Below are 22,055 nucleotides of genomic sequence, written 5' to 3' on the forward strand. Positions count from 1 at the left end.
TACTCTCTATTTCAGGGAGTTGGCAACCAGCTTGTGCAAACGGGAATGCAAAGGATCGTTGCCTGCGATGACCTGTTCGTCGCAGATCGGCTGCGAACGGCCACGGTAATCGGTCACAAAGCCGCCCGCTTCACGCACCAGCAGGCAGCCGGCGGCGGTATCCCACGGGCTGAGGCCGCTTTCCCAGAAACCGTCATACCGGCCAGCAGCCAGCCATGCGAGATCGAGCGAAGCGGCGCCAAAGCGGCGGATTCCGGCAACTTCTGGACCGATGGCACCGAAAATGCGGCTCCATTCGGCAAAGTCGCCATGGCCCTGATAGGGCGTCCCGGTGGCAATCAGCGCTTCGTGCAACTGGCGGCGGCCCGAGACACGCAGGCGGCCATCATGCAGCCACGCACCGCGCGTTTTCTCCGCCCAGAATGTCTCATCGGTGATCGGCTGGTAGACGACAGCGGCGGTCACATCGCCCCAGTCATCGCTGCCCAGCTTGCGTTCCTGGACAGCGATCGAAATCGCGAAATGCGGGATGCCATGGAGGAAATTGCTGGTGCCATCGAGCGGATCGATGATGAAACGCGGCTTGTCGTCATCGCCTTCGAGCTCGCCGGCTTCCTCCATCAGGAAGCCCCAGCCCGGACGTGCGACTTTCAGCTCATCCCACAGGATGCGTTCTGCTGCGCGGTCTGCCTTGGAAACGAAATCGGCAGGGCCCTTGCGGCTGACCTGAAGATGTTCGACTTCACCGAAATCACGACGCAAACGGCCACCCGCCTTGCGGGCAGCCTTTTCCATCACGCGGACAATTGCTGGAACTGCGGCCATGGTGAATTAGCCAGCCTTCCCGACGTAGGACTGCTCGTACACATCCACCACAATGCGCGTTCCGCTTTCGATATGCGGCGGCACCATGATGCGCACGCCATTGTCGAGCACGGCGGGCTTGTAGCTGGACGAAGCGGTCTGGCCTTTCACCACGGCATCGGCCTCGACGATTTCGGCCTCGATCTGTGCGGGCAGCTGCACGCTGATGGGCTTTTCTTCCCACAGTTCCAGCTGCACGGACATGCCATCCTGCAGGAACGGGCGGGCATCCCCCAGCAGGTCGCTCGGCAGGTTGATCTGCTCGTAGGTGTTGGTGTCCATGAACACGAGCATGTCACCGTCTTCATACAGGAACTGGTATTCCTGCGTGTCGAGGCGGACCTTCTCCACCGTATCGGCGCTGCGGAAGCGGACGTTCGTCTTGCGGCCATCCTGCAGGTTCTTCATTTCGACCTGCATATACGCCCCGCCCTTGCCGGGCTGGGTGTGCTGGATCTTGGCGACTTTCCAGATGCCGCCTTCATATTCGATGATGTTGCCGGGACGGATGTCCACACCGCTGATTTTCATGGGAGTGCTCGTTCGTTCAGATTGTCAAAGATTGCCGCGCGCCCTAGCCGCTGTGGCGCGCCGCGGCAAGCATATGGTTCATGACGCGCTCAGCATCTGCTGCTAAAGGCGCGGGCATGAAACACTTCGCCACTCCATTTTTCCTGCTTTGCGCTGCTTCGCTCGCCGCGCCTGCGATCGCCCAGGGCCAGATCGGCACGGTGGAGCGCGGCCTATATGCTTGCGAATTGCCTGGCACCGCTGCGGGCGCGGTGGGTATCGCGCAGCCGGATGAGAATTTCACGATCCTCAGCGCGTCGCGCTATTCCTCGCCGCAGGGTGAAGGCACCTATCTGCGTCGCGGCAACCGGCTGACGATGACGAGCGGACCGCGCAATGGCAATTCCTATGCGATCCAGTCCAATGGATTCCTGCGCAAGATCGAAAATGGCGAGCCCGGTCGCCTTCGCTGCATTCGTCAAACGGGCTGACGCTGATCGCGCCTACCGCTGACGCGTGAGCAGCGGAAACGGATTGACCGAGGTGGTCGGCTCATACCACTCGGCTTGCGGGTTGGTGCGCATGATCTCGAAATGGAGATGCGGCGCCGATGGGTCGGCATTGCCGCTCGACCCGACAGTGCCGAGCCTCTGCCCGCGCCGCACCTGCATGCCTTCGCTCAAACGCTCGTCATATTCGGCAAGATGCGCATAATAATGGATCGTGCGCCGGTCGATAGAGCGCACATAGACCGTGTTGCCGCCAGCGTCCGACTGAAAAATCCGCTCGACCGTGCCCGGTGCTGCAGCGATGACGGCAGTGCCTTCCTCGGCCATGATGTCGATGCCTTCATGCAGGCGCGTGCCGCCGCCGCGTTCGTCCGAGAAACTGTCCGTCAGCTCGTCCGCGCTCACCCCGCGCACGGGAATGATGAGATTTGTGACATCCTGCTCGGGCGGGACCTCGACCGCCGTATCGGCCCTGTCGAAGAAAGGCGGGTCGCTGCTTTGCACTTCTTCAGGCGGCAGGGGATCGGCCTCGGGCTGTGCGGCGATCTGGGCCTGCGCTTCGGCTTCTTCCTCGCGGTCGAGCAGGACGGCGCCCGCCATGATCCAGCCGGCCGAAACGACCGTGGCTGTGACGAGCGCCACCTGCACCTTTTCCAGGAAGACCGAAGCCATGCTTATTCCTCGAAAATCACCTGCGTATTCTGGTCGACCATCCCAGCAAGACGAGCCGCATCCCAATTGGTGAGGCGGACACAGCCGCTCGATTGCGCGCGGCCGATGGTTTCGGGATCAGGGGTGCCGTGGATGCCGTAATGCTCCTTGCTGAGGTCGATCCAGATCACGCCTACCGGTCCGTTCGGGCCCGGCGGGAGAGTGTAGGTTTCGCCTTCACCCTCACCAAGCACTTCGGGGTCGTAGGAATAGGGCGGGTTGTATGCTTCACCCACAATGTCCCATTCGCCTATCGGAAGCGGGAACTGGCTGGAGCCGGAGCTGACCGTGAACATCGCGACGAGCGTATCGCCCTGGTAGGCCTTCAGCGTGTCGTCTGACTTGCTTACCACAATCCGGTCGACCTGCGGCTGCTCGGAGCCCACGCCAAGGGCCGCCAGCGTCTGCTGCCAGCCACGATCGGTGATGGAGCCGGGCGCGATCCGGTCTGCGCCAATATTTGGCACGCGGATTTGCTGGCCGGCGCGGAAATAGCTGTCGCTCTCCTCCGCATCGCCGCTCGCGGTGGGAGTGGGTGATGGATTCCCGGAGCTATTGGAAGCACTTGCGCCCGCCGGGCGGCCATTGGGATTGAGCTCGCGCAACACCTCGACAGTCGTATGGAAACGCTCGGCCAGCTTTTCGTCGAGTGATTTGTACCCGAGACGCTCCATTTCGGCCTTGGCGGCGGTGTCTTCCGGGATGTCGGTGAATTCGATGTCGCCCCAGCCAGCCGGGATCGTCACAACGCGGGTGGCCGGAATGCGGCTCCACTCCGAAAGCGCCTCTTCGGTCGCATTATCGAGTTGGCCGGTGATTTCGAGGTCATTCGCCTCCTGGAAGCCGCGCAGCGCGTTCTCTGTCGACATGCCCATGCGCCCGTCGATCACGCCGGGGCCAAAGCCGCGGCGGTCGAGCACGACCTGCGCCTGCATGATCGGGCGCTCTTCGCTATCGGGCATATCGGAGGTGTTGTTGGTATCCTGAGAACTTGAGCCGCTCAGTTGCTCGCTGCCGTCCTCATCAGTGGGCGCGCTGTTGCGCTGGATCGAGGTGTAGGCCGCGTCGTTCGAGGCCATGGTGTCGGCGTAATTGTCATCGCCATAGGTTTCGTAGCCGAAATCCTCGGCAGGCTCGGCCTGCGCCGTTTCGCTCTCGGCGTCGCTATCGGCACTCTCGGTGCCATTGAGGCCGCAAGCCGCGAGCGGGAGTGCGAGAATGAGGGAGAAGTAGGAGCGTTTCATGTCGGTTGGCCTTGTGCAGCGCAGGGCAAAGCGCCCTCTGCACAACCAACTCACATATCAATGATTTGCTCCTGCCCGATGTGAGCTTTAGCCGGGATCAGCCAGAAATGGCCTTGCGGAAAGCTTCGATCGCGGCGACTTCATCACCGCCCCACACAGCGTTGGAAACAGCGAGAAAGTCGGCGCCAGCCTCCACCAGCGGCTTGCAGTTTTCGGGCGTGATTCCGCCGATGGCCACGCAGGGTATCTCGAACAGGCCAGACCACCATTCGATGATCTCCGGCTCCGACCGGTGCTCGCTCGCTTTTGTCTCGCTGGGGTAGAAGGCACCGAAGGCGACATAATCCGCCCCAGCCTCGCCCGCTTCCATCGCCAGATGACGGCTCGCATGGCACGTCACCCCGATCTGCATCTCGCGGCCCAGTTCTTCGCGCGCTCCCCTGGGATCGCCATCGCCCTGCCCCAGATGCACGCCATCGGCTTTCAACCGGCGAGCGAGCGCTACATCATCGTTGACGATGAAGCCCACGTCATGCGCAGCGCAAATCTCCTGCAAGGGCGCGGCGAGCCTTGCCGCCTCATGCTGATCGACGCCTTTGACGCGGAATTGGAAGGCGGTTGCCAAACCTTTTCCAGCGGCCAGCGCACGATCGAGCCGGTCAGGGAAATCCCCGCCCACATCGAGCGGGGAAATGAGATAGAGCTGGCAATCGGACATGGTGTTTCGGCGACCGATTATTCGCCCACGCTGGCGCAGGCGATCTCGTCGATCGCATTGCCCAGCGCTTGGTCGAACTGTTGGTCATCCATCTTGGCGTTCAGCACTTCGAGCAGAGCGCGGCTGAAACTGGCGATCATTCCATCGTTCTTGGCGAGCTCGCTACATGCCTCGTCACGGCTGTAACCGCCCGATAGCGCCACCACGCGCAGGACTTGCGGGTGATCGATTAGCGGCTTGTAGAGATTGGGCTCGCTGGGGATGGTGAGCTTCCACATCACCTGCTTGCCCTCTGGCACGCGCTCCATCTGGTCGAGTGCATTGGACAGAAGCAGCGCTTCTGCCTGCGCGCGGCTTTCGCTCTGCAGGCTGACTTCGGGCTCAAGGATCGGGACCAGCCCATTGTCGAGGATCTGCAGGCCGAAATCCATCTGCTGGTGCACGTTGGCGGCGATACCTTCCTGGTTCGCTTCATGAATGACGGAGCGCATCTTGGTGCCGAACACGCCCAGTTCCTTCGCCCGCGCGCACATATCGTTGAGCGTCGGAATTTCCTTCATCAGCTGCACGCCGTTTTCGGTGTCGTGCATGCCCTTGTCGACTTTCAGGAACGGCACGACGCCGCGGCGCGCGAGCAATTCCGGAATGGGCGAGCCTTCCGAATTGCAGCCTTCCATGGTCTTTTCGAACAGGATCGCGCCGATCACCTTGCCATTGGAGAAGCTGGGCGAGTCGACAATGCGGCAGCGCATTTCGTGGATCTTGCCGAACATTTCCTCATCGCCCGACCACTCGCTGTCTTCCACGCCATAGCCTTGCAGCGCCTTGGGGGTGGAGCCTCCCGACTGGTCCAGGGCGGCGATAAAGCCTTTCCCATTGGCAATACGGTCGGTCATTTCGGCAGTGTTCATCGGGCTTTCCTCCACGTGCATAGGTATTCGGCAAGGCTCCTATTGCGAGGGCGGGATGAGCGCAAGGCATGTCTGGGGGGAACTCACCGCTTGGCCGCTCGCTGTGCAAAAGGATGAAGGAGAACGGCATGGCACTCAGCAAGAAGCAGAGCGAAATAAGCGAAGGTTGCGCGATCGATTTTTCCGACCTGAAGGCGGTGATATTCAACGCCACGCTGAAAGCACCGGGCGAAGAATCGCACACCGACACTCTCCTCGATGTCGTGGAAGAGATCTTCGCGATGCAGGATGTCTCCGTGAAGCGGCATCGATTGACGGATTATCGGCTCGCCCCCGGCGTCTACCCCGACATGACCGAACACGGCTGGGACCACGACGATTGGCCGAAGCTGAGCCCCGATGTTTTCGAAGCTGACATTGTCATTCTCGGCACGCCGATCTGGCTCGGCGAGAAAAGCTCCATCGCGCAGAGCTTTATCGAGAAGCTTTATGCGCATTCAGGCGAGACGAACGACGAGGGCCAATACGCTTTTTACGGCAAGGTCGGCGGATGCGTGGTCACCGGCAATGAGGACGGCATCAAACACGTCGGCATGGGCGTGCTTTATTCCATGCAGCATGTCGGCTTCACCATTCCGCCACAGGCCGATTGCGGCTGGATCGGTCCGGCCGGCCCCGGCCCGTCTTATGGCGATGAACAGGACGATGGCAGCCGCGCAGGATTCGACAACGAATTCACCCAGCGAAACACCACTTTCATGGCTTTCAACCTGCTTCACGCAGCGCGCATTCTGAAAGATGCAGGCGGCTATCCTGCTGTAGGAAATGTTCGCACAGAGTGGGACCGCGGCGTCAAACCCGGCTGGCCCAATCCCGAACACCGCTGAAGGCTTAATGCGGCTTCTTAAGACCCGCTGACAAATTGATCGCGATCGAGATACGCGTGCCCTGCCCTTTGAAAGGGCGCACGGCGTGTTGCAGCCAGCTGGGGAACATCACGATCATGCCGGTTTGCGGGCGGATCGAGATTTCGTGGCTTTGCGGCCCGCCATCGGCGCCTTTCATCCGCAGGTCGGGTGCGGCCATCTGGACCATCGGGCTGCGCGGATCGAGCAATTGCAATTCGCCGCCCAGCTGCGGGTCTTCCTCGCCTTCATAACCATCGTCGATATAGGCAACGGCCGACCAATAGCTGCCCGGATGGGTGTGATACTGGTTGGCGTCACCTTTGTGGCTGACATTGGCCCACAGCTCCGGATGCCAGCCAAACCGGCTTGCATCGGGGCTTTTGATGTCGACGCTCGCCTCGTCCGCCATGGTCATTGCCTTGAAGACCAGCGCTTTCGCTGCTTCACCGCCCCAATCGAGCATATTGGTGTTGGAATGCCAGCCGCCGATATTGCTGATCGAGACACCCTGCCGGTCGCGCATCATCTCCGCATCCACTGCGTCGCGCAGCATGGCAATTCCCGCCTCGCTCTGCAGGCGATCGATGATGAAAGGAGTCGCGAAGAGCTGCCTGGTGTCGGTCATGCCGATCAGGCGGACAGCGCCGCGACGCCGGGAAGTTCCTTACCTTCCATCCATTCTAGGAAAGCGCCGCCTGCGGTCGAAATATAGGTCACATCATCCGCCACACCCGCATGGGCAAGCGCGGCTACGGTGTCACCGCCACCGGCCACCGAGACCAGCGCGCCGGCCTGGGTCAGCGCGGCAGCGGTCTTGGCGAGCGATACCGTTGCTTCATCGAATGGCGGCGTTTCGAAGGCACCCAAGGGGCCGTTCCAGACCAACGTGGCGCAGGTCTTGAGCACGTCGCCCAGCGCTTCGACCGCCTGCGGCCCGACATCGAGAATCATCTCGTCTTCGGCGACTTCGTGGACATTGCAGGTGCGCAGGCTCTGCGGATTGGCGGCAAATTCCTTGGCCACCACGACGTCATACGGCAGGTGGATCGTGCACCCCGCTTCGTCCGCAGCATCCATGATTGTGCGCGCCGTATCGGTCAGATCGTGCTCACACAGGCTCTTGCCGACATTCACGCCGTTGGCGGCGAGGAAAGTGTTTGCCATCCCGCCGCCTATGATCAGGTGCTGCACCTTGCGGCTGAGGTTTTCCAGCACGGCGAGCTTGGTGGAAACTTTCGCCCCGCCCACGACAGCAGCAACCGGCGGATTGGGCGTGCCGAGCGCGGCATCGAGAGCTTTCAGTTCCTTCTCCATCGCGCGGCCAGCATAGGCGGGCAGCAGCTTCGCGAGACCCTCCGTGCTCGCATGGGCGCGGTGGGCGGCGGAGAATGCGTCATTTACGTAGAAGTCGCCATTCGCAGCGATACCTTTTGCGAACTCAGCGTCATTCGCTTCCTCGCCTGGCCAGAACCGGGTGTTTTCCAGCAGGCCGATATCGCCATCGCTGAGGATGCCGACCGATTGCTCGACCACCGGTCCCATGACCTCGGGGATAAACATCACCTCGCGGTCGATCACGCGTTCGATATCGCCCTGCACCATGGACAGGCTCATCGTCGAATGGCGTTCACCCTTGGGCCGACCGTAATGTGCGAGAAGCAACACTTTCGCCCCGCGATCCGCGAGTTCGAGGATGGTGGGCGCGACAGCCGTGACACGGGTCAGGTCCGTCGCCCGCCCGTCTTTCATCGGCAGGTTCAGATCGACCCGCACCAGCGCGCGCTGGCCGGACAGATCCTGCGGCAGATCGTCGAGGGTTTTGAAAGTCATAAATCATCCCCTCCTCCCCCTTGACGGGGGAGGGATACGAAGGCTTGGCGGCTTGTCCGCCTAGCCGGAGTTGGGTGGGGGTGAAAAGCGCTGAGCCAACACCCCCTTCCAAGGTCCGCTAGCTTCTTTCAGAAGTAAGCTTCCCTATCCTTCCCCCGTCCAGGGGGAAGGCATTCGACCATCTTACAAGAACTTCGCCATTGCGCCCGCAGTGTCGATCATGCGGTTGGAGAAGCCCCATTCATTGTCATACCAGCTGACCACGCGGGCAAGCTTGCCTTCGAGAACGGCCGTTTCGAGGCTGTCCACGGTGGAGCTGGCCGGGTGGTGGTTGAAGTCGCTGCTGACGAGCGGCTTGTCGGTGTAATCGAGCACGCCCTTCATCGGGCCAGTCGCGGCTGCCATCAGCGCTTCGTTGATCGCTTCCTTCGTCACATCGCCCTTCGGCGTGAAGACGAGGTCGACCAGCGACACATTCGGCGTCGGCACGCGGACCGAAGAGCCGTCCAGCTTGCCGGCGAGTTCGGGCAGGACCAGGCCGACCGCGCGGGCAGCGCCGGTGGTGGTCGGGATCATGTTCTGCGCACCGCCGCGGGCACGGCGCATATCGCTGTGCATCTGGTCCAGCATGCGCTGGTCGTTGGTGTAGCTGTGGATCGTGGTCATGAAGCCGCGCTCGATACCGAATGCATCGTTCAGCACCTTGGCCACCGGGGCAAGGCAGTTGGTGGTGCAGCTGGCGTTTGAAACGATCACATCGTCTGCGGTCAGGGTGTCATGGTTCACGCCGTAGACGATGGTGGCGGATACTTCCTTGGCAGGGGCGGAGATCAGGACCCGCTTGGCGCCTGCATCGAGATGCGGCTTGGCGGCATCGTGGCTCTGAAAAAAGCCGGTGCATTCGAGCACGATATCGACGCCCATGTCGCCGTGCGGCAGCTTGCCGGGCTCACGCTCGCTGGTGACGGCGATTTTTTTGCCATTGATGACGAGGTTGTCGCCGTCGACTTCCACGGTGCCGGGGAAGCGGCCATGCGTGCTGTCGAAACCGAACAGCAGGGCATTGGCATTTGTGTCCGCCAGATCGTTGATCGCGACGAGCTCGAGATCGTGGTCGTCACGCTCCAGGATTGCGCGCGCAACAAGGCGGCCAATACGTCCGAAACCGTTGATCGAAACTTTGGTCGTCATGTAAAGTGCTCCTGTTTATCCGTTGATTTTGTTCATGATCTGCGGAACGATCGCATCTGCGGTCAGTCCGAATTTTTCGAAGAGATCGCTCGCCGGGGCGGATGCCCCGAAACGATCGATGCCGATGTTGAGGCCGTTCGCCATGGTGTAGCGTTCCCAGCCGAAAGTGGTACCCGCTTCGATGCTGACGCGCAGGATTTCATCGGGCTGCACATTGGGCAGGATGTCTTCCTTGTAGGCCGCATCCTGCTCGTCAAACAGCTCCGTGCAGACCATGGAGACGACATCGGCGCCGACGCCCTCTTTCTCCAAGCGGTCGGCGCATTCGAGTGCCAGATGCACTTCGGAGCCGGTCGCGATGAGGATGACGCGGCGCTTGTTGCCTGCACGCTTGAGGCGATAGGCACCCTTCGAGCACTGATCGAGGTAATCGGGCGAATTGCGCACCTGCGGCAGGCCCTGACGGCTCAGCGCGAGGACGGTCGGGCGATCGGTCTGACGGAGTGCGATTTCCCAGCATTCTGCAGTCTCGACGGCGTCGGCCGGGCGCATCACGAGGATGTTGGGCATGGCGCGCAGGCTCTGCAAATGCTCGATCGGCTGGTGCGTCGGTCCGTCTTCACCAAGGCCGATGCTGTCATGCGTCATCACGTAGACCACAGGGCACTGCTGCAGGGCCGACAGGCGGATCGCGCCGCGCGCATAGTCGGTAAATATCAGGAACGTGCCGCCATAGGCTGTCACGCCGCCATGCAGCGCCATGCCGTTCATCGCCGCCGACATGCCGAATTCGCGAATCCCGTAATAGACGTAGCGGCCGGAGTAATCCTGCGCGGTCATTGGGCCGATGCCGCCAGCCTTGGTGTTGTTCGAGCCGGTCAGATCGGCGCTGCCACCGATGGTTTCGGGCAGTTTGCCATTGATCTGGTCGAGCGCCATTTCGCTCGCCTTGCGGGTGGCGACTTTCTGCGGCTCATCGATCAGGCGCTTGGTGTAGTTTTCGAGGCTGAAGTTCTTGGGCAATTCGCCCGCCATGCGGCGTTCAAATTCTGCCTTGTGGTCGCTCGCATCGAGGCGCCCCTGCCATTCGCAATGCGCCTCTTTCGATCGCTCACCCGTGGCGCGCCAGTCTGCCAGCACATCGTCCGGAATGACGAAGGGATCGTGGTCCCAGCCGAGCACCTTGCGCGCCGCAGCGATCTCGTCTTCACCCAGCGGAGCGCCGTGAACTGCACTGGTGCCGCCCTTGTTCGGAGCGCCCTTGCCGATCACCGTGGTGCAGCGGACGAGCGAGGGCTTGCCGGTTTCCGCCACAGCTTCGTCAATCGCGCGGCGAATATCGGCAGGATCGTGGCCGTCACAGCTCGCGACATGCCAGCCGGTTGCTTCGTAGCGCGCGGGGATATCTTCGGAGGATGACAGGTCGACCTTGCCATCGATGGTGATGTTGTTGTCGTCCCACAGCACGATCAGGCGGCCGAGGCCGAGGTGGCCCGCAAGGCCGATCGCCTCATGGTTGACGCCTTCCATCAGGCAGCCGTCGCCCGCGATCACCCAGGTCTTGTGATCGACCAGATCGTCTCCGAACACGGCATTGAGATGCCGCTCCGCCATGGCCATACCGACCGACATGGCGAGGCCCTGCCCCAGCGGGCCGGTGGTGGCTTCGACACCGGGGATCAGAAAGTTTTCCGGGTGGCCGGCACACGGGCTGCCCAGCTGGCGGAAATTCTTGATGTCATCCAGCGTGGGGCTCTCATAGCCGGAAAGGTGCAGCAGCGCGTAAATCAGCATGGAGCCATGCCCGGCGCTCAGCACGAAGCGATCGCGGTCTGCCCAATCGGGCGCGGCGGGATCGAATTTCAGGTAATCGGACCAGAGAACAGTCGCGACATCGGCCATGCCCATCGGCATCCCCGGATGCCCCGAATTGGCTGCCTGCACAGCGTCCATCGAAAGGGCGCGAATGGCATTGGCCATATTGGTGAAACGGGTCTGCTCGTCGCTCATCAAATGCTCCTGCACGCTCGCCCCATTTTGCGGAGGCGATTCGGTTAGAGGCTGTGTGGTGGGGGCCGCTCGCAAGGTCAAGCAAGAGGCCCGCCGCAGCGCCGAAACGCGCCACTTTTCCGTGAGGATTATTCACAGCTTTCCCCCCTTAAGCTTTGCCGGAGCGCGATAAAGGGCTAATCCGGTCTCATGGAGGCAATTTCTCTCTCCGAGCGCGTGCGCAACGCGATGGCCCGTATCGATGCGGCTGCGCAGCGCATTGAAGCGGCGGCGAATGCGCCCCGGCCCGAATCCGGCCCCCCGTCGGGCCCCGGATCGGACCCCGAACTGGAAGCCCGCTATGCCGAGTTGCAGCGCGAAGCTGGCGAGGCCCTGCAGCAGATCGACAGGCTGATCGGGACGCTGGAACGATGAGCAACGTCACTCTTGAAATTGCCGGTCGCAAATACACCATCGCCTGTGCCGAAGGTGAAGAGCCGCATATCGAAATGCTCGGCGCCTCGATCGATAAGAAACTGTCGGAGCTCGACAATCTGGTCGGCCAGTCGCCCGAACGGATCCTGCTTTACGCCTCGCTGCTGCTGGCGGATGAATTGCACGAGGCGAAGGCTGCAACGCCCTCCCCCGCGCCGCCTGCCGCGGATGCCGAGACCGCTGAAAAGCTCGAGGCCATGGCCGACAGGCTCGAAACAATCGCAATGCAGCTTGAGACTGGCGCGAGCGCACCCTAGATAGGGCTTGGCGGGACTGCCCGGTACGATCTGGAGTGAAAATCCCTGAGGCTATAAGCAAATACAAGGGAGCTGTCCCTGCCCGGTGTACCAGTTCGGCTGTGGCATCGGTGCATATGGCGCCCACCTGACGTTGAGGCGTCAGAGGATTTCCAGGAAAACGGCCCATGGTGGTTCCGCCACTTAATTATTCGCCCTACCGCTCCGCTACTTGAGGGCGGGATGAATTGAGCGCCTCTGTGAACGACATCACCGCTTTCAAATCCGCACGACGCAAAGAGCTCCGCGAGGCGCGCCGCGAGCACGCAGCCGGTCTCTCGCCTGCGGTAAGCGCGCTGGTTATGCGCCGCCCGCCAGCGCCAGTGCTGGCAATGGTGCCCGAAGGCGCGAGCATCGGCCTCTATCGCGCGACTGACGGCGAAGCACCTGCAGCAGGATACGCGCGCTTCTTCATGGAAGAAGGTCATACCATCGCCCTGCCCCGCATTACTGCGATGGACGGGCAAATGACGTTTCACACCCACACTGATCCCTATGGCGAGAGCGATCTGGAGGAGGGCCCGGGCGGTGTGATGCAGCCAGAGGCGAGCGCGACCGAAATCACGCCTGACGTTCTGTTCGTGCCGCTGGTCGGCTTTACCGAAAGCGGTACGCGGCTCGGCATGGGCGGCGGGTTCTACGATCGCTGGCTTGCGACGCATCCTGATACGATCGCTATCGGCCTTGCGTGGGACATCCAGAAAGTGGACAGCCTGCCGCGGGAGGCGCATGACATGCCGCTTGCTGCGATTGTCACTCCCACCCGCATTTACGGACCTTTTGAGCGATGAGAACAGAACCCACCTGGCGCATTCCTGTCGGCATCCTCGGCCTGTTTGCAGCGCTGATGATCTACGGCATCGTCATCGCCCGCTATGCGCCCGATATTATCGGTAGCTGGCCGGGCCTGGTGCAGGCGTTGATCTACATCATTCTGGGCCTGATCTGGCTCTTACCCCTGCGCAATTTCCTCATCTGGATGGAAACCGGCAATTGGGGCGAAAAGCGCTAGCTCCAGCGCTCCAGTTCGGCGCGCCAATCCTCCGGCAAAGCCACGGGCCGACGCGTCTCGCGATCGACATAAACATGGATGAAGTGCCCCTCGGCTGCCGGTTTGTCGCTGCCTTCAGCGAAAATTCCCACTTCGTACCGCACGCTGGATGACCCGAGCCGCGCGACCCGCACACCCGCCTCGACAGTCTGCGGAAAGGCTAGCGGCGCGAAGTAGCGGCACTGCGTTTCCACCACGAGGCCGATCATGTCGGAGTTTTCGATATCGAGCAGGCCGCGCTCCACCAGCGCCGCATTCACCGCCGTGTCGAACCACGCGTAATAGGTGACATTGTTGACGTGGCCATATACATCATTGTCCGCCCATCGCGTGGGGATCTTGCGCCAGACGGAATAGGCATCGCGTCCGCGCGGATCGGGGCGTGTCTCGCTCATAGTGCAGCCTCATACATCCGCCGCGCATCATCGCGGGTGATGTCGATCATATTGTTCTGCAGCAGGCGGGTTTGCAGCATGGCTTCATCGGCCAGCAGATCGAGATCCCCTTGGCTTATGCCAACATCGGCAAGGCGCGGCGAAAGGCCCGCCGCAATCGCCAGATCGCGCATGGCCTCCACAAAGCCCTGCGCTTTCGCCTGCGTACCGAGGCTCGCCAGTGTCGGGTCTACCACTTCGGCCAGTTCTGCATAAAGCTCGCGCGCGGCAGGCATGGTATGGGCGAGCACCTGCGGCAGCATCAGCGCGTTGGAGAGGCCGTGTGGCACATGGAAATGCCCGCCAAGCGGATAGGCGAGCGCATGGACGCCAGCACAGGGCGCATTGGAAAAGGCCACACCCGCCAGATAGCTACCACGGAGCATGGCGTCGCGCACTTCCAGATTATCCGGCTCCTCGCACGCGGTGATGAGACTGGCGGACAGCAGCCGCAGCGCCTCTTTCGCCAATGCATCCGAGATCGGGTTCTTGAGCCGCCTGGTCGTATAGGCCTCGATCGCATGCACCATCGCATCCACACCGGTCGCCCCTGTCACATGGCGCGGCAGGCCGGTGGTAAGGCTCGCATCGAGCACGGCATGAGTCGCATAGAGCGCATTGCTGACGATGCCCTTCTTCTGCGTCTCACCCACCGTGAGGATGGCAATATTCGTGGCTTCGGAGCCGGTGCCCGCAGTCGTCGGCACGAGCACCAGTGGAGCGCCCTGCCCCTCAGCCATTCCGACGCCGTAGATATCCGCGATGTCATCCCCGCTGCCGAGCAGATAGGCCGCCGCCTTGGCGACATCCATTGGCGAACCACCGCCAAACCCGACGACAGACTGCGTCCCCGCTTCGCGCGCCAGTTCGAGCGCACCGAGAACGCTCGCTTCATGCGGGTCCTCCTGCACGTCATCAAATATCACAACATCGCGTTCGGCCAGCCCAGCCAGAGCCGCATCCGTCAGGCCAATCGCGCGCAAATTCGCGTCGGTCACAAACAGTACCGGTCCATCGGGCAAAAGCGGTGCGAGATCGCCGCTTGCGCCGATGCCAGACGTGACCTGTGGGCCGTAGTGGAATGTGAAATCACTCATACGCAAAGCTGTGCGCAAAGCATCGCGCAGGCGCAAGGCCCGAGCTGAATTTCCATCGCTTTGAAGAAATGTCCCAAGTGGCGCGAGTGACGGGACTCGAACCCGCGACCCTCGGCGTGACAGGCCGATACTCTAACCAACTGAGCTACACCCGCGCATTTAAGCGGCTAGCGCCTCTTGGGAGACGCGCATCTAGTTGAGGGCCGATTGGCTGTCAACACACCTTGCGCGCCTTTTTGAACTCTTTTTATCCGATGGCCTCAGCCCGCCAGAATGCGTGCCGGGGCCTCGATCATTTTCTTCACTTCCTGCACGAATGCAGCGGCGTCATAGCCATCGACAACCCGGTGATCGCAGCTGATCGAAATGTTCATAAGCTTGCGCTTTTCCACCCGCTCGCTGCCGTCAGGCTGGGTCACGAACATCGGGCGTTCGACGATGCGATTCGGGCCGATGATAGCGACTTCCGGCCGATTGATGACCGGCGTTGTCGCAACACCGCCCAAAGGGCCGAGCGACGTAATTGTCAGCGTCGAGCCGGAAAGCTCTTCCGACTTCGCGCTGCCATCGCGCGCGGCGTTGGCGAGGCGCTGGATGTCATTGGCGAGCTGGTACAGGTTCTTGCCCTGCGCATCGCGAATGACAGGGACCATCAAGCCGTTATCGGTCATCGTCGCCATGCCCAGATGCACACTGCCGTGGCGCGTCACCACCTTCGCCTCGTCATCGAAGCGGGCGTTGATCATTGGGAAATCGGGCAGCACCTTGCAGATCGCGGTGATCAGCAGCGGGAGCATGGTGAGCTTGGGCTTGTCCCCGCGATTGTCATTGAGCTGCGCGCGGGTGCGCTCCAGCTCGGTCACATCGCATTCCTCAACATAGGTGAAGTGCGGAATGTTGCGCTTGGCTGCTGCCATGTTCTCGGCGATGCGCTTGCGCAGGCCGATGACTTTGATTTCCTCGTCCGCACGCGCCTTTCCGGCTCCGGCATAGCCGCCCGAATAGGAAATGAAGGCGTCGAGATCGGCATGGCGCACACGGCCGTCCTCAGCCGCTTTCACCTGCGCGAGATCGATACCCATGTCGCGTGCGCGCTTCCGCACGGCGGGAGTGGCGAGGACCTTGGAACTATCGCCGGAGTCCGTTCGTGCTGAGCTTGTCGAAGCGCGATATTCCGACGTTTCGTCTTTTCGCCCTTCGACAGGCTCAGGACGAGCGGGTGTGGGTTCTTCGGGAGCCGCCTTCGCCGCATCTTCTTGGTCAGACGGATCGGGATTTTCGACTTCGATGCGCTTTTCGACTTCTTCGTCCTTCGGCGCAGGCGCAGCTTCGGCAGCTTCTGCCTCTTCAGCCACATCGTCAGGCACTTCGCCTTCGACTTCGATCACGAAGATCGGGCTGCCGATGGCGACCATGTCGCCAGCTTCGCCAGCGATCTCGACGAGCTTGCCGGTCACCGGGCTTTCCAGCGGCACGGTGGCCTTGTCGGTCATCATGTCGACGACTTCTTCGTCTTCCTCGACACGGTCGCCGACCTGCTTTTGCCAGGTGACGATTTCCGCTTCGGTGATGCCTTCACCGATGTCGGGCATGGGGTGCGAGTAACGTGCCATGGTGATCAGTCCTGCAAAATCTTGTCGATGGCCTCGCCAATGCGGACGGGACCGGGGAAATACGCCCATTCGAGGCTGTGCGGATAGGGTGTGTCGAAGCCGGTGACGCGTTCGACCGGAGCCTCGAGGTGGTAAAAGCAACGCTCTGTCACCAGCGCGGAAAGCTCTGCGCCGAAGCCGGATGTGCGCGTCGCCTCATGCACGATCAGGCAGCGGCCGGTGCGTTCGATGGATGCTTCGATCGCTTCGATATCGAGCGGAACGAGAGTGCGCAGATCGAGGATTTCAGCCTCAACGCCCTTTTCCCGGCACACGCTCTCCACCACATGCACCATCGTGCCATAGGCGAGAATGGTAAGCTGGTCGCCGTCGGTCACCTGCCGCGCCTTGCCGAGCGGGATCTTGTAATACCCCTCCGGCACCTGCGCCTCAGGATGTTCTTTCCAGCTCTTGGCGGGCTTGTCGTAATAGCCGTTGAACGGGCCGTTATAGATACGCTTCGGCTCGAAGAAGATCACCGGATCATTGTCTTCGATACAGCTGATCAGCAGGCCCTTCGCGTCGTAGGGCGTCGCGGGAATTACTGTTTTCAGGCCGGAGACATGGGTGAAGATCGCTTCGGGACTTTGCGAGTGCGTCTGTCCGCCGAAAATACCGCCGCCAAACGGGCTGCGCACCGTCATCGGGGCGATGAACTCACCCGCCGAGCGGTAGCGCAAGCGCGCCGCTTCGGAAATCAGCTGGTCAAGCCCGGGATAGATGTAATCGGCGAACTGGATTTCGGGCACCGGGCGCAGGCCATAGGCCCCCATTCCCACCGCGACACCGATAATGCCGCATTCGGAAATCGGCGTATCGAACACGCGGGTCTTGCCGTATTTTTCCTGCAGGCCGGCAGTGCAGCGGAACACGCCGCCGAAATAACCGATGTCCTCGCCCAGCAGGGTGACGTTGTCATCGCGGTCCAGCATGACGTCGAGCGCGGAATTGATCGCCTCGATCATGTTCATGTGTTTGGTTTCGCCGGCTTCGCTGGCTTCGGTATGCGAAGCAGCGCCGTCCTGTTCTTGGGTTATCGCGTCGCTCATCGCTCCGCTCCTTCACTCAGTATCATTCGATCACCGGCAGCCAGAGAAATTCCGACCAAACCTGCGCTCGGGTCTGGCTGACCTTGCGAACCAAGGAAAGCGCTCACAACGGGCCATGCGCGCCCGAGCATTGCATCGTCTGCGGCAAAATCATGAGATGCGCCCTCGAGAACGAGGCCCCATGCCGCCGTTCCGCTTTGTTGAACAGGAACAAGGTGTTGCTCTGCGTCATCGACCAGTCCGGGTACCGTGTCCTGGGTACCAGAAATAAGGAGCATCGGCACGTCAATCCCGACAAAGCTGCTCGCGTCAATCAGCCCCGGCACCAGCCCCGGGCTAGAAAAACCGAGCACGGCAGTGACACGCGTATCGCGCAATCGGGCGCCTCCGGCAGATGCACCGCCAAGCAGCATCGCGTCGAGGCTTCCGAAACTATGACCTGCCGCGATAACCGGTAAGTCCGGGAATTGCGTCGCTGCAAAGGCCGAAGTGGCCGCCATGTTCTCTAGCCGCGCGCGGAAACTGTCCTGCGGAGAAATCTGGCCGGCTTGCTCCGAACGCAAGGAATCCGGATGCAAGGGTGCAAGAACGACGTAGCCCAAAGAACTCAGTCGCTGTGCAAGGGCGTCGTACGCGGTCGGCCAGCTATTATACCCATGCGAAAAGAGCGCGACACCTTGCGCAGCTTCGGGTTCCCAGATGGTAAGAGGCACCGCACGGTCATCACCGAGTGGCAGCTCGATAACCTGCGACCCTTGGCCGCCCGTGCTCGCCTCCACTGGAAGATGCAAAGCGAGGGGCGCAGCCAATGCCGCCGCCATAAACATCCGGCGCGATAGCGCGAGCCTCATTCTGCCGGATCCTCCGGGAATTTGATCTGCCTCTCGCGGATCGCCTGATCGGCCTGCTCTTCCAGATGCCAGGGCAGTTCCTCGAAGACATCTTCGAACATGGTGTGGAACGGGTGGTGCAGGCCGTGGCCGAGGATACCGTTCTTTTCGGCATCCTTCTGCGCCTGCTTCACCATGTTATCGAGTTCTGCGTCCTGCTCTTCCTGCTGCTCCTCAGACCATTCGCCAAGAGCAATGAGGTGGTTCTTGAGCCGCATGACCGGGTCGCCCATCGGCCATTCGTCACGCTCTTCGGCGGAGCGATATTGGCTTGGGTCGTCCGACGTCGAATGTCCCTCGGCGCGGTAGGTAAAGTGCTCGATCAGCGTCGGCCCGCCATTGGCGCGAGCGCGGTCCGCTGCCCAGCGTTCGGCAGCATAAACGGCGAGCGGATCGTTGCCGTCCACCCGCAGGCCCGCCATGCCATAGCCGATGGCGCGCGCGGCGAACGTTGCCCGCTCGGCACCCGCAAAGCCGGAGAAGGACGAAATCGCCCACTGGTTGTTGATGACGTTGAAAATGACCGGCGCGTTGTAGACGGTCGCGAAAGTCAGCGCGGAGTGGAAGTCGCCTTCCGCCGTGCTGCCCTCACCCACCCAAGTGGCAGCGATACGCGAATCGCCCTTGCTAGCGCTCGCCATCGCAAAGCCGGTCGCCTGCGGAAGCTGGGTCGCAAGGTTGCCGCTGATCGTGAAGAAGCTGAGCCGCTTCGAGCAGTACATGATCGGCAGCTGGCGGCCCTTCAGCTTGTCGGCCTTGTTGGAATAGATCTGGTTGATCATCTCCTCAGGCTCATAACCGCGCGCGATCAGGCAGCCCTGCTGGCGGTAGCTGGGGAAAATCATGTCATCCCCGGCAAGAGCATGGGTGGCGCAGACGCTGGTCGCCTCTTCACCCGTACACTTCATGTAGAAGCTGGTTTTGCCCTGCCGCTGGGCGCGATACATGCGCGTGTCGAAAGCGCGGGTCAGCGCCATTTCGCGCAGCATGCGGCGAAGCGTATCGGCATCAAGCCGCGGATCCCAAGGCCCGTGCGCCTTGTCATCATCACCCAGAACACGGATGAGATCATCGCACAGCGGATAGGTTTCTTTCGCCTCGCACGCCTCATCAGGACGCGGTGCCGCGCCTGCTTCCGGCACCTGGATATGGCTGAAATCGACTTTGTCGCCGGGCCGGTATTTCGGCTCCGGCACATGGAGCGCTAGCGCAGGGCGGTTGCTGCCCTCTTTGTCGCCGGCTTTGGCCATGCTGCTCTCCCAAAAAGCACCGCGTGCCCTGAAGCCCGCGCGTTAGAATGTTTTACTGCGGCGCATTTATATTAGTTTCGCCTGAAACCGTCAATCCGCCGCAATCACGTTAGACCGCCACCGGTGCGCGCAGGATGCCCTGTGGCTCGTAATCGCTCACTTCGAAGTCTTCGAAACGATAATCGAAAATCGTCGGCGGCTTCCTCAACAAAGTAAGGCGCGGCGTCCCCGCCGGTTCCCGCGTCAGCTGTTCTTCGACCAGCTCCGTATGGTTGAGATAGAGGTGGGTATCCCCTCCGCTCCACACCAGTTCGCCGGGTTGCAGGCCCGTTTGCGCCGCCATCATGCGGGTGAGCACCGCCGCGCCAACCAGGTTGAACGGCAGGCCAAGAGCGACATCGCAGCTGCGCTGGTACAGCAGGCAATTCAGCCGCGCCTGATCGCCCTCACCCGCGACGTGGAACTGATAGGTCTTGTGACAGGGCGGCAGCGCCATCCGGGCGAGCTCCGCGACGTTCCACCCTTCGATGATGTGACGGCGACTGCCCGGATTGCTCTTGAGGCTTTCGACCACTTCGGCGACCTGATTGATGCCGGGGCCCTTGGTGTATTTGCCATCCGCTCCGTATTCGTAAGTCGGCCAGTCGACCCACTGCTTGCCATAGACCGGCCCCAGATCGCCCCAATTGGCGGCAAAGGCCTCGTCCTCGACAATGCGCTTTTCGAAGTCTTCCTGCGAAATATCCTCGCCGCTTTTCTGGCGGTATTTGGCGAGTGGCCAGTCAGACCAGATGCGCACGCCTTGCTGCAGCAGCGGCCGGATGTTCGTGTCGCCTGTCAGGAACCACAGCATCTCGCGCACGGCGGCCTTCCAGAACACGCGTTTGGTGGTGAGCAGCGGGATGCGATCATCGCCCAGATCGAAGCGCAGCATTGTTCCGAAAACGGAGCGCGTGCCCACGCCCGTGCGGTCAATCCGCTTGTCCCCATGCTCCCAGATATGGCGCATGAGATCGAGATATTGCCATTCCGGGTGGCGCGAGGAATCACTCATGCCGGTGGGCTAGCAAAGCGCGATGCGCCGCGCCACTGTCGCCGTCACTGTCATGGGCGCTTCATTCGCCCGTATAGTGACGATACCAGTCGACAAAACGCGGCACGCCTTCGTCGATTGTGGTGCTGGGCGCATAGCCCAGATCGCGCTCGATCGCTTCGATATCGGCATAGGTCCGCTGCACATCGCCCTTTTGCATCGGTTGCCAGTCGATCTGCACTTCGCGGCCACATGCCTCGCCCAAAAGCTCGATCACGCGGGTCAGCTTTTCGGAGCGATTGTTGCCGATGTTGTAGAGCGCGTGTGGCTTCGAAGATCCACCCGCTTTCACATTGCCATCATCGGCAGGCGGATTGTCGAGCGCTGCAACAACGCCTGCGACGATATCCTCGATGTAAGTGAAATCGCGCCACATCTCGCCTTTGTTGAAAACCGGGATGGGTTCGCCGGCGAGGATCTTCTTCGTGAAAATCCACATCGCCATGTCAGGGCGGCCCCACGGGCCATAGACGGTGAAGAAGCGCAGGCCGGTTAGAGGGATGCGGTAGAGATGGGCGTAGCTTTCGCTCATCATCTCATCCGCCCGCTTGGTCGCGGCGTAGAGGCTGACGGGATGATCCGCGCGGTCATCGACGCTGAAAGGCAATTTGTCGTTTCCGCCATAAACGCTGGAGGAGCTGGCATAGACCATATGCTCTACCTCGCGGTGGCGCGCGATCTCCAGCATGTTGGCATGGCCCACGACATTGGACTGGACGTAAGCCGCCGGATTCTCGATCGAATAGCGGACGCCCGCCTGCGCACCCAAGTGAACGATCGCGTCGAAACTCTCGCCATCAAGCGCCGCAGAGAGCGCTGCCATGTCGGCAAAATTGACCTTGTGGAACGTGAAGTCCCCTCCCCGTCCTTCGAGACGGGAGATCCGGTCTGCCTTCAGCTGCGGATCGTAATAGGCATTGCAGTCATCTAGCCCGATCACGCTGTCACCGCGCGCCAGCAGGGCATCGACCAAAGCCGCCCCGATAAAGCCTGCCGCTCCGGTGATGAGAACCCGCATTACTGCCCCTTGAACATTCGATGCTGTGCGCGATGGTTAGTGGCATCGCATGCGTGGCGGCGCAATGGCAGCATAGGCCTTACCGTCAAGTGAAAAGACCAATCACCGGGCCATTGGCTGGCGCGGCGAAAGCGGGCTTGCCAGCACTCGCCACTCCTCCTATAGGGCCGCCTCTGCCTCGCGGGGGTTCGCCTCCGCAACGCATCCGGTCGGGGAGTAGCTCAGCCTGGTAGAGCACTGTCTTCGGGAGGCAGGGGCCGGAGGTTCGAATCCTCTCTCCCCGACCAGCAATTTCAATTACTTAACCCCCAAGAAAGACAGGGGTCGGAGCCACAATTTGAACCC

At 61.5% G+C, this 22,055-nt stretch carries 24 protein-coding genes, 2 tRNA genes and 1 other RNA gene; 8 read left to right on the plus strand and 19 right to left on the minus strand.

Annotated features, from left to right (window positions below; translation table 11 throughout):
* Positions 1–6: 6 nt before the first annotated feature.
* Together O2N64_RS12915 and efp are read right to left on the minus strand one after the other, a co-directional pair.
* Positions 7–825, minus strand: a complete 819-nt coding sequence (locus O2N64_RS12915; protein WP_271077994.1) for an inositol monophosphatase family protein — start codon at positions 823–825, stop codon at positions 7–9.
* A 6-nt stretch (positions 826–831) separates the two neighbouring features.
* Complete coding sequence (gene efp / locus O2N64_RS12920) at positions 832–1,395, minus strand: elongation factor P (RefSeq protein WP_271077995.1); 564 nt, start codon at positions 1,393–1,395, stop codon at positions 832–834.
* Between the two features lie 116 nt (positions 1,396–1,511).
* Between efp and O2N64_RS12925 the strand changes: the two genes are divergently transcribed.
* Complete coding sequence (locus O2N64_RS12925; protein WP_271077996.1) at positions 1,512–1,865, plus strand: elongation factor P; 354 nt, start codon at positions 1,512–1,514, stop codon at positions 1,863–1,865.
* A 12-nt stretch (positions 1,866–1,877) separates the two neighbouring features.
* On the opposite strand, the gene O2N64_RS12930 is transcribed toward O2N64_RS12925, so the two are convergent.
* The 4 genes from O2N64_RS12930 to O2N64_RS12945 form a co-directional block, all read right to left on the minus strand.
* Positions 1,878–2,555: a M23 family metallopeptidase gene (locus O2N64_RS12930; RefSeq protein WP_271077997.1), complete on the minus strand. Its 678-nt coding sequence runs from the start codon at positions 2,553–2,555 to the stop codon at positions 1,878–1,880.
* 2 nt (positions 2,556–2,557) lie between these two features.
* Positions 2,558–3,838: a L,D-transpeptidase family protein gene (locus O2N64_RS12935; RefSeq protein ID WP_271077998.1), complete on the minus strand. Its 1,281-nt coding sequence runs from the start codon at positions 3,836–3,838 to the stop codon at positions 2,558–2,560.
* Positions 3,839–3,935: 97 nt separating this feature from the next.
* Entirely contained in the window at positions 3,936–4,556 is a 621-nt protein-coding gene (gene thiE, locus O2N64_RS12940) for a thiamine phosphate synthase (protein ID WP_271077999.1), read from the minus strand.
* Positions 4,557–4,573: 17 nt separating this feature from the next.
* Positions 4,574–5,467, minus strand: a complete 894-nt coding sequence (locus O2N64_RS12945; RefSeq protein WP_271078000.1) for a fructose bisphosphate aldolase — start codon at positions 5,465–5,467, stop codon at positions 4,574–4,576.
* Between the two features lie 128 nt (positions 5,468–5,595).
* Between O2N64_RS12945 and O2N64_RS12950 the strand changes: the two genes are divergently transcribed.
* Positions 5,596–6,354, plus strand: a complete 759-nt coding sequence (locus O2N64_RS12950; RefSeq protein WP_271078001.1) for a flavodoxin family protein — start codon at positions 5,596–5,598, stop codon at positions 6,352–6,354.
* A 4-nt stretch (positions 6,355–6,358) separates the two neighbouring features.
* Here O2N64_RS12950 and O2N64_RS12955 read toward each other — a convergent pair whose 3' ends face one another.
* The 4 genes from O2N64_RS12955 to tkt form a co-directional block, all read right to left on the minus strand.
* Positions 6,359–7,000 carry a 2OG-Fe(II) oxygenase family protein gene (locus tag O2N64_RS12955; protein WP_271078002.1) on the minus strand — a complete coding sequence of 214 codons (642 nt, stop codon included), beginning with the start codon at positions 6,998–7,000 and terminating at the stop codon, positions 6,359–6,361.
* Between the two features lie 5 nt (positions 7,001–7,005).
* Positions 7,006–8,205 (minus strand): phosphoglycerate kinase, encoded by a 1,200-nt coding sequence (locus O2N64_RS12960; RefSeq protein ID WP_271078003.1) that lies wholly within the window; start codon positions 8,203–8,205, stop codon positions 7,006–7,008.
* Between the two features lie 183 nt (positions 8,206–8,388).
* Positions 8,389–9,396 (minus strand): type I glyceraldehyde-3-phosphate dehydrogenase, encoded by a 1,008-nt coding sequence (gene gap, locus O2N64_RS12965; protein ID WP_271078004.1) that lies wholly within the window; start codon positions 9,394–9,396, stop codon positions 8,389–8,391.
* A 15-nt stretch (positions 9,397–9,411) separates the two neighbouring features.
* Positions 9,412–11,406: a transketolase gene (gene tkt / locus O2N64_RS12970; protein WP_271078005.1), complete on the minus strand. Its 1,995-nt coding sequence runs from the start codon at positions 11,404–11,406 to the stop codon at positions 9,412–9,414.
* A 189-nt stretch (positions 11,407–11,595) separates the two neighbouring features.
* On the opposite strand from tkt, the gene O2N64_RS12975 reads away from it, so the two are divergent.
* The 5 genes from O2N64_RS12975 to O2N64_RS12995 all read left to right on the plus strand — a co-directional run bounded on the left by O2N64_RS12975 (position 11,596) and on the right by O2N64_RS12995 (position 13,188).
* Positions 11,596–11,820 carry a hypothetical protein gene (locus tag O2N64_RS12975; protein ID WP_271078006.1) on the plus strand — a complete coding sequence of 75 codons (225 nt, stop codon included), beginning with the start codon at positions 11,596–11,598 and terminating at the stop codon, positions 11,818–11,820.
* Positions 11,817–12,137 (plus strand): cell division protein ZapA, encoded by a 321-nt coding sequence (locus O2N64_RS12980; protein WP_271078007.1) that lies wholly within the window; start codon positions 11,817–11,819, stop codon positions 12,135–12,137. Before O2N64_RS12975 ends, O2N64_RS12980 begins: the two co-directional genes overlap by 4 nt.
* A gap of 10 nt (positions 12,138–12,147) precedes the next feature.
* Positions 12,148–12,318, plus strand: a non-coding RNA gene (ssrS, locus tag O2N64_RS12985) — 6S RNA.
* A gap of 46 nt (positions 12,319–12,364) precedes the next feature.
* The gene (locus tag O2N64_RS12990) at positions 12,365–12,967 is read left to right on the plus strand and encodes a 5-formyltetrahydrofolate cyclo-ligase (RefSeq protein ID WP_271078008.1); all 603 of its coding nucleotides are present in this window, start codon (positions 12,365–12,367) and stop codon (positions 12,965–12,967) included.
* The gene (locus O2N64_RS12995; RefSeq protein ID WP_271078009.1) at positions 12,964–13,188 is read left to right on the plus strand and encodes a DUF2842 domain-containing protein; all 225 of its coding nucleotides are present in this window, start codon (positions 12,964–12,966) and stop codon (positions 13,186–13,188) included. Before O2N64_RS12990 ends, O2N64_RS12995 begins: the two co-directional genes overlap by 4 nt.
* Here O2N64_RS12995 and O2N64_RS13000 read toward each other — a convergent pair.
* The 9 genes from O2N64_RS13000 to O2N64_RS13040 form a co-directional block, all read right to left on the minus strand.
* A complete protein-coding gene (locus O2N64_RS13000; RefSeq protein WP_271078010.1) occupies positions 13,185–13,622 on the minus strand; it encodes an acyl-CoA thioesterase in 438 nt (145 codons plus the stop codon). The two genes, O2N64_RS12995 and O2N64_RS13000, sit on opposite strands and share 4 nt — an antisense overlap.
* The gene (locus tag O2N64_RS13005; protein ID WP_271078011.1) at positions 13,619–14,758 is read right to left on the minus strand and encodes an iron-containing alcohol dehydrogenase; all 1,140 of its coding nucleotides are present in this window, start codon (positions 14,756–14,758) and stop codon (positions 13,619–13,621) included. The genes O2N64_RS13000 and O2N64_RS13005 overlap by 4 nt, the downstream gene beginning before the upstream one ends.
* A gap of 78 nt (positions 14,759–14,836) precedes the next feature.
* Positions 14,837–14,913 (minus strand) — tRNA-Asp (locus O2N64_RS13010).
* Positions 14,914–15,018: 105 nt separating this feature from the next.
* Positions 15,019–16,371: a dihydrolipoamide acetyltransferase family protein gene (locus O2N64_RS13015; protein ID WP_271078012.1), complete on the minus strand. Its 1,353-nt coding sequence runs from the start codon at positions 16,369–16,371 to the stop codon at positions 15,019–15,021.
* 5 nt (positions 16,372–16,376) lie between these two features.
* Complete coding sequence (locus O2N64_RS13020) at positions 16,377–17,381, minus strand: alpha-ketoacid dehydrogenase subunit beta (protein ID WP_271079663.1); 1,005 nt, start codon at positions 17,379–17,381, stop codon at positions 16,377–16,379.
* Positions 17,382–17,455: 74 nt separating this feature from the next.
* Positions 17,456–18,310, minus strand: coding sequence for an alpha/beta hydrolase family protein (locus O2N64_RS13025; protein WP_271078013.1), 855 nt, complete (start codon positions 18,308–18,310; stop codon positions 17,456–17,458).
* Positions 18,307–19,599 (minus strand): 3-methyl-2-oxobutanoate dehydrogenase (2-methylpropanoyl-transferring) subunit alpha, encoded by a 1,293-nt coding sequence (locus tag O2N64_RS13030; protein WP_271078014.1) that lies wholly within the window; start codon positions 19,597–19,599, stop codon positions 18,307–18,309. The genes O2N64_RS13025 and O2N64_RS13030 overlap by 4 nt, the downstream gene beginning before the upstream one ends.
* A 109-nt stretch (positions 19,600–19,708) precedes the next feature.
* Positions 19,709–20,653: a thymidylate synthase gene (locus O2N64_RS13035; RefSeq protein WP_271078015.1), complete on the minus strand. Its 945-nt coding sequence runs from the start codon at positions 20,651–20,653 to the stop codon at positions 19,709–19,711.
* A gap of 61 nt (positions 20,654–20,714) precedes the next feature.
* On the minus strand, positions 20,715–21,710 hold the full coding sequence (locus O2N64_RS13040) for an NAD-dependent epimerase/dehydratase family protein (protein WP_271078016.1): 996 nt from the start codon (positions 21,708–21,710) through the stop codon (positions 20,715–20,717).
* 210 nt (positions 21,711–21,920) lie between these two features.
* Here O2N64_RS13040 and O2N64_RS13045 point away from each other — a divergent pair.
* Positions 21,921–21,997 (plus strand) — tRNA-Pro (locus tag O2N64_RS13045).
* Positions 21,998–22,055: the final 58 nt, after the last annotated feature.

The organism is Aurantiacibacter sp. MUD61 (assembly GCF_027912455.1).
Taxonomy (GTDB): domain Bacteria; phylum Pseudomonadota; class Alphaproteobacteria; order Sphingomonadales; family Sphingomonadaceae; genus Alteraurantiacibacter.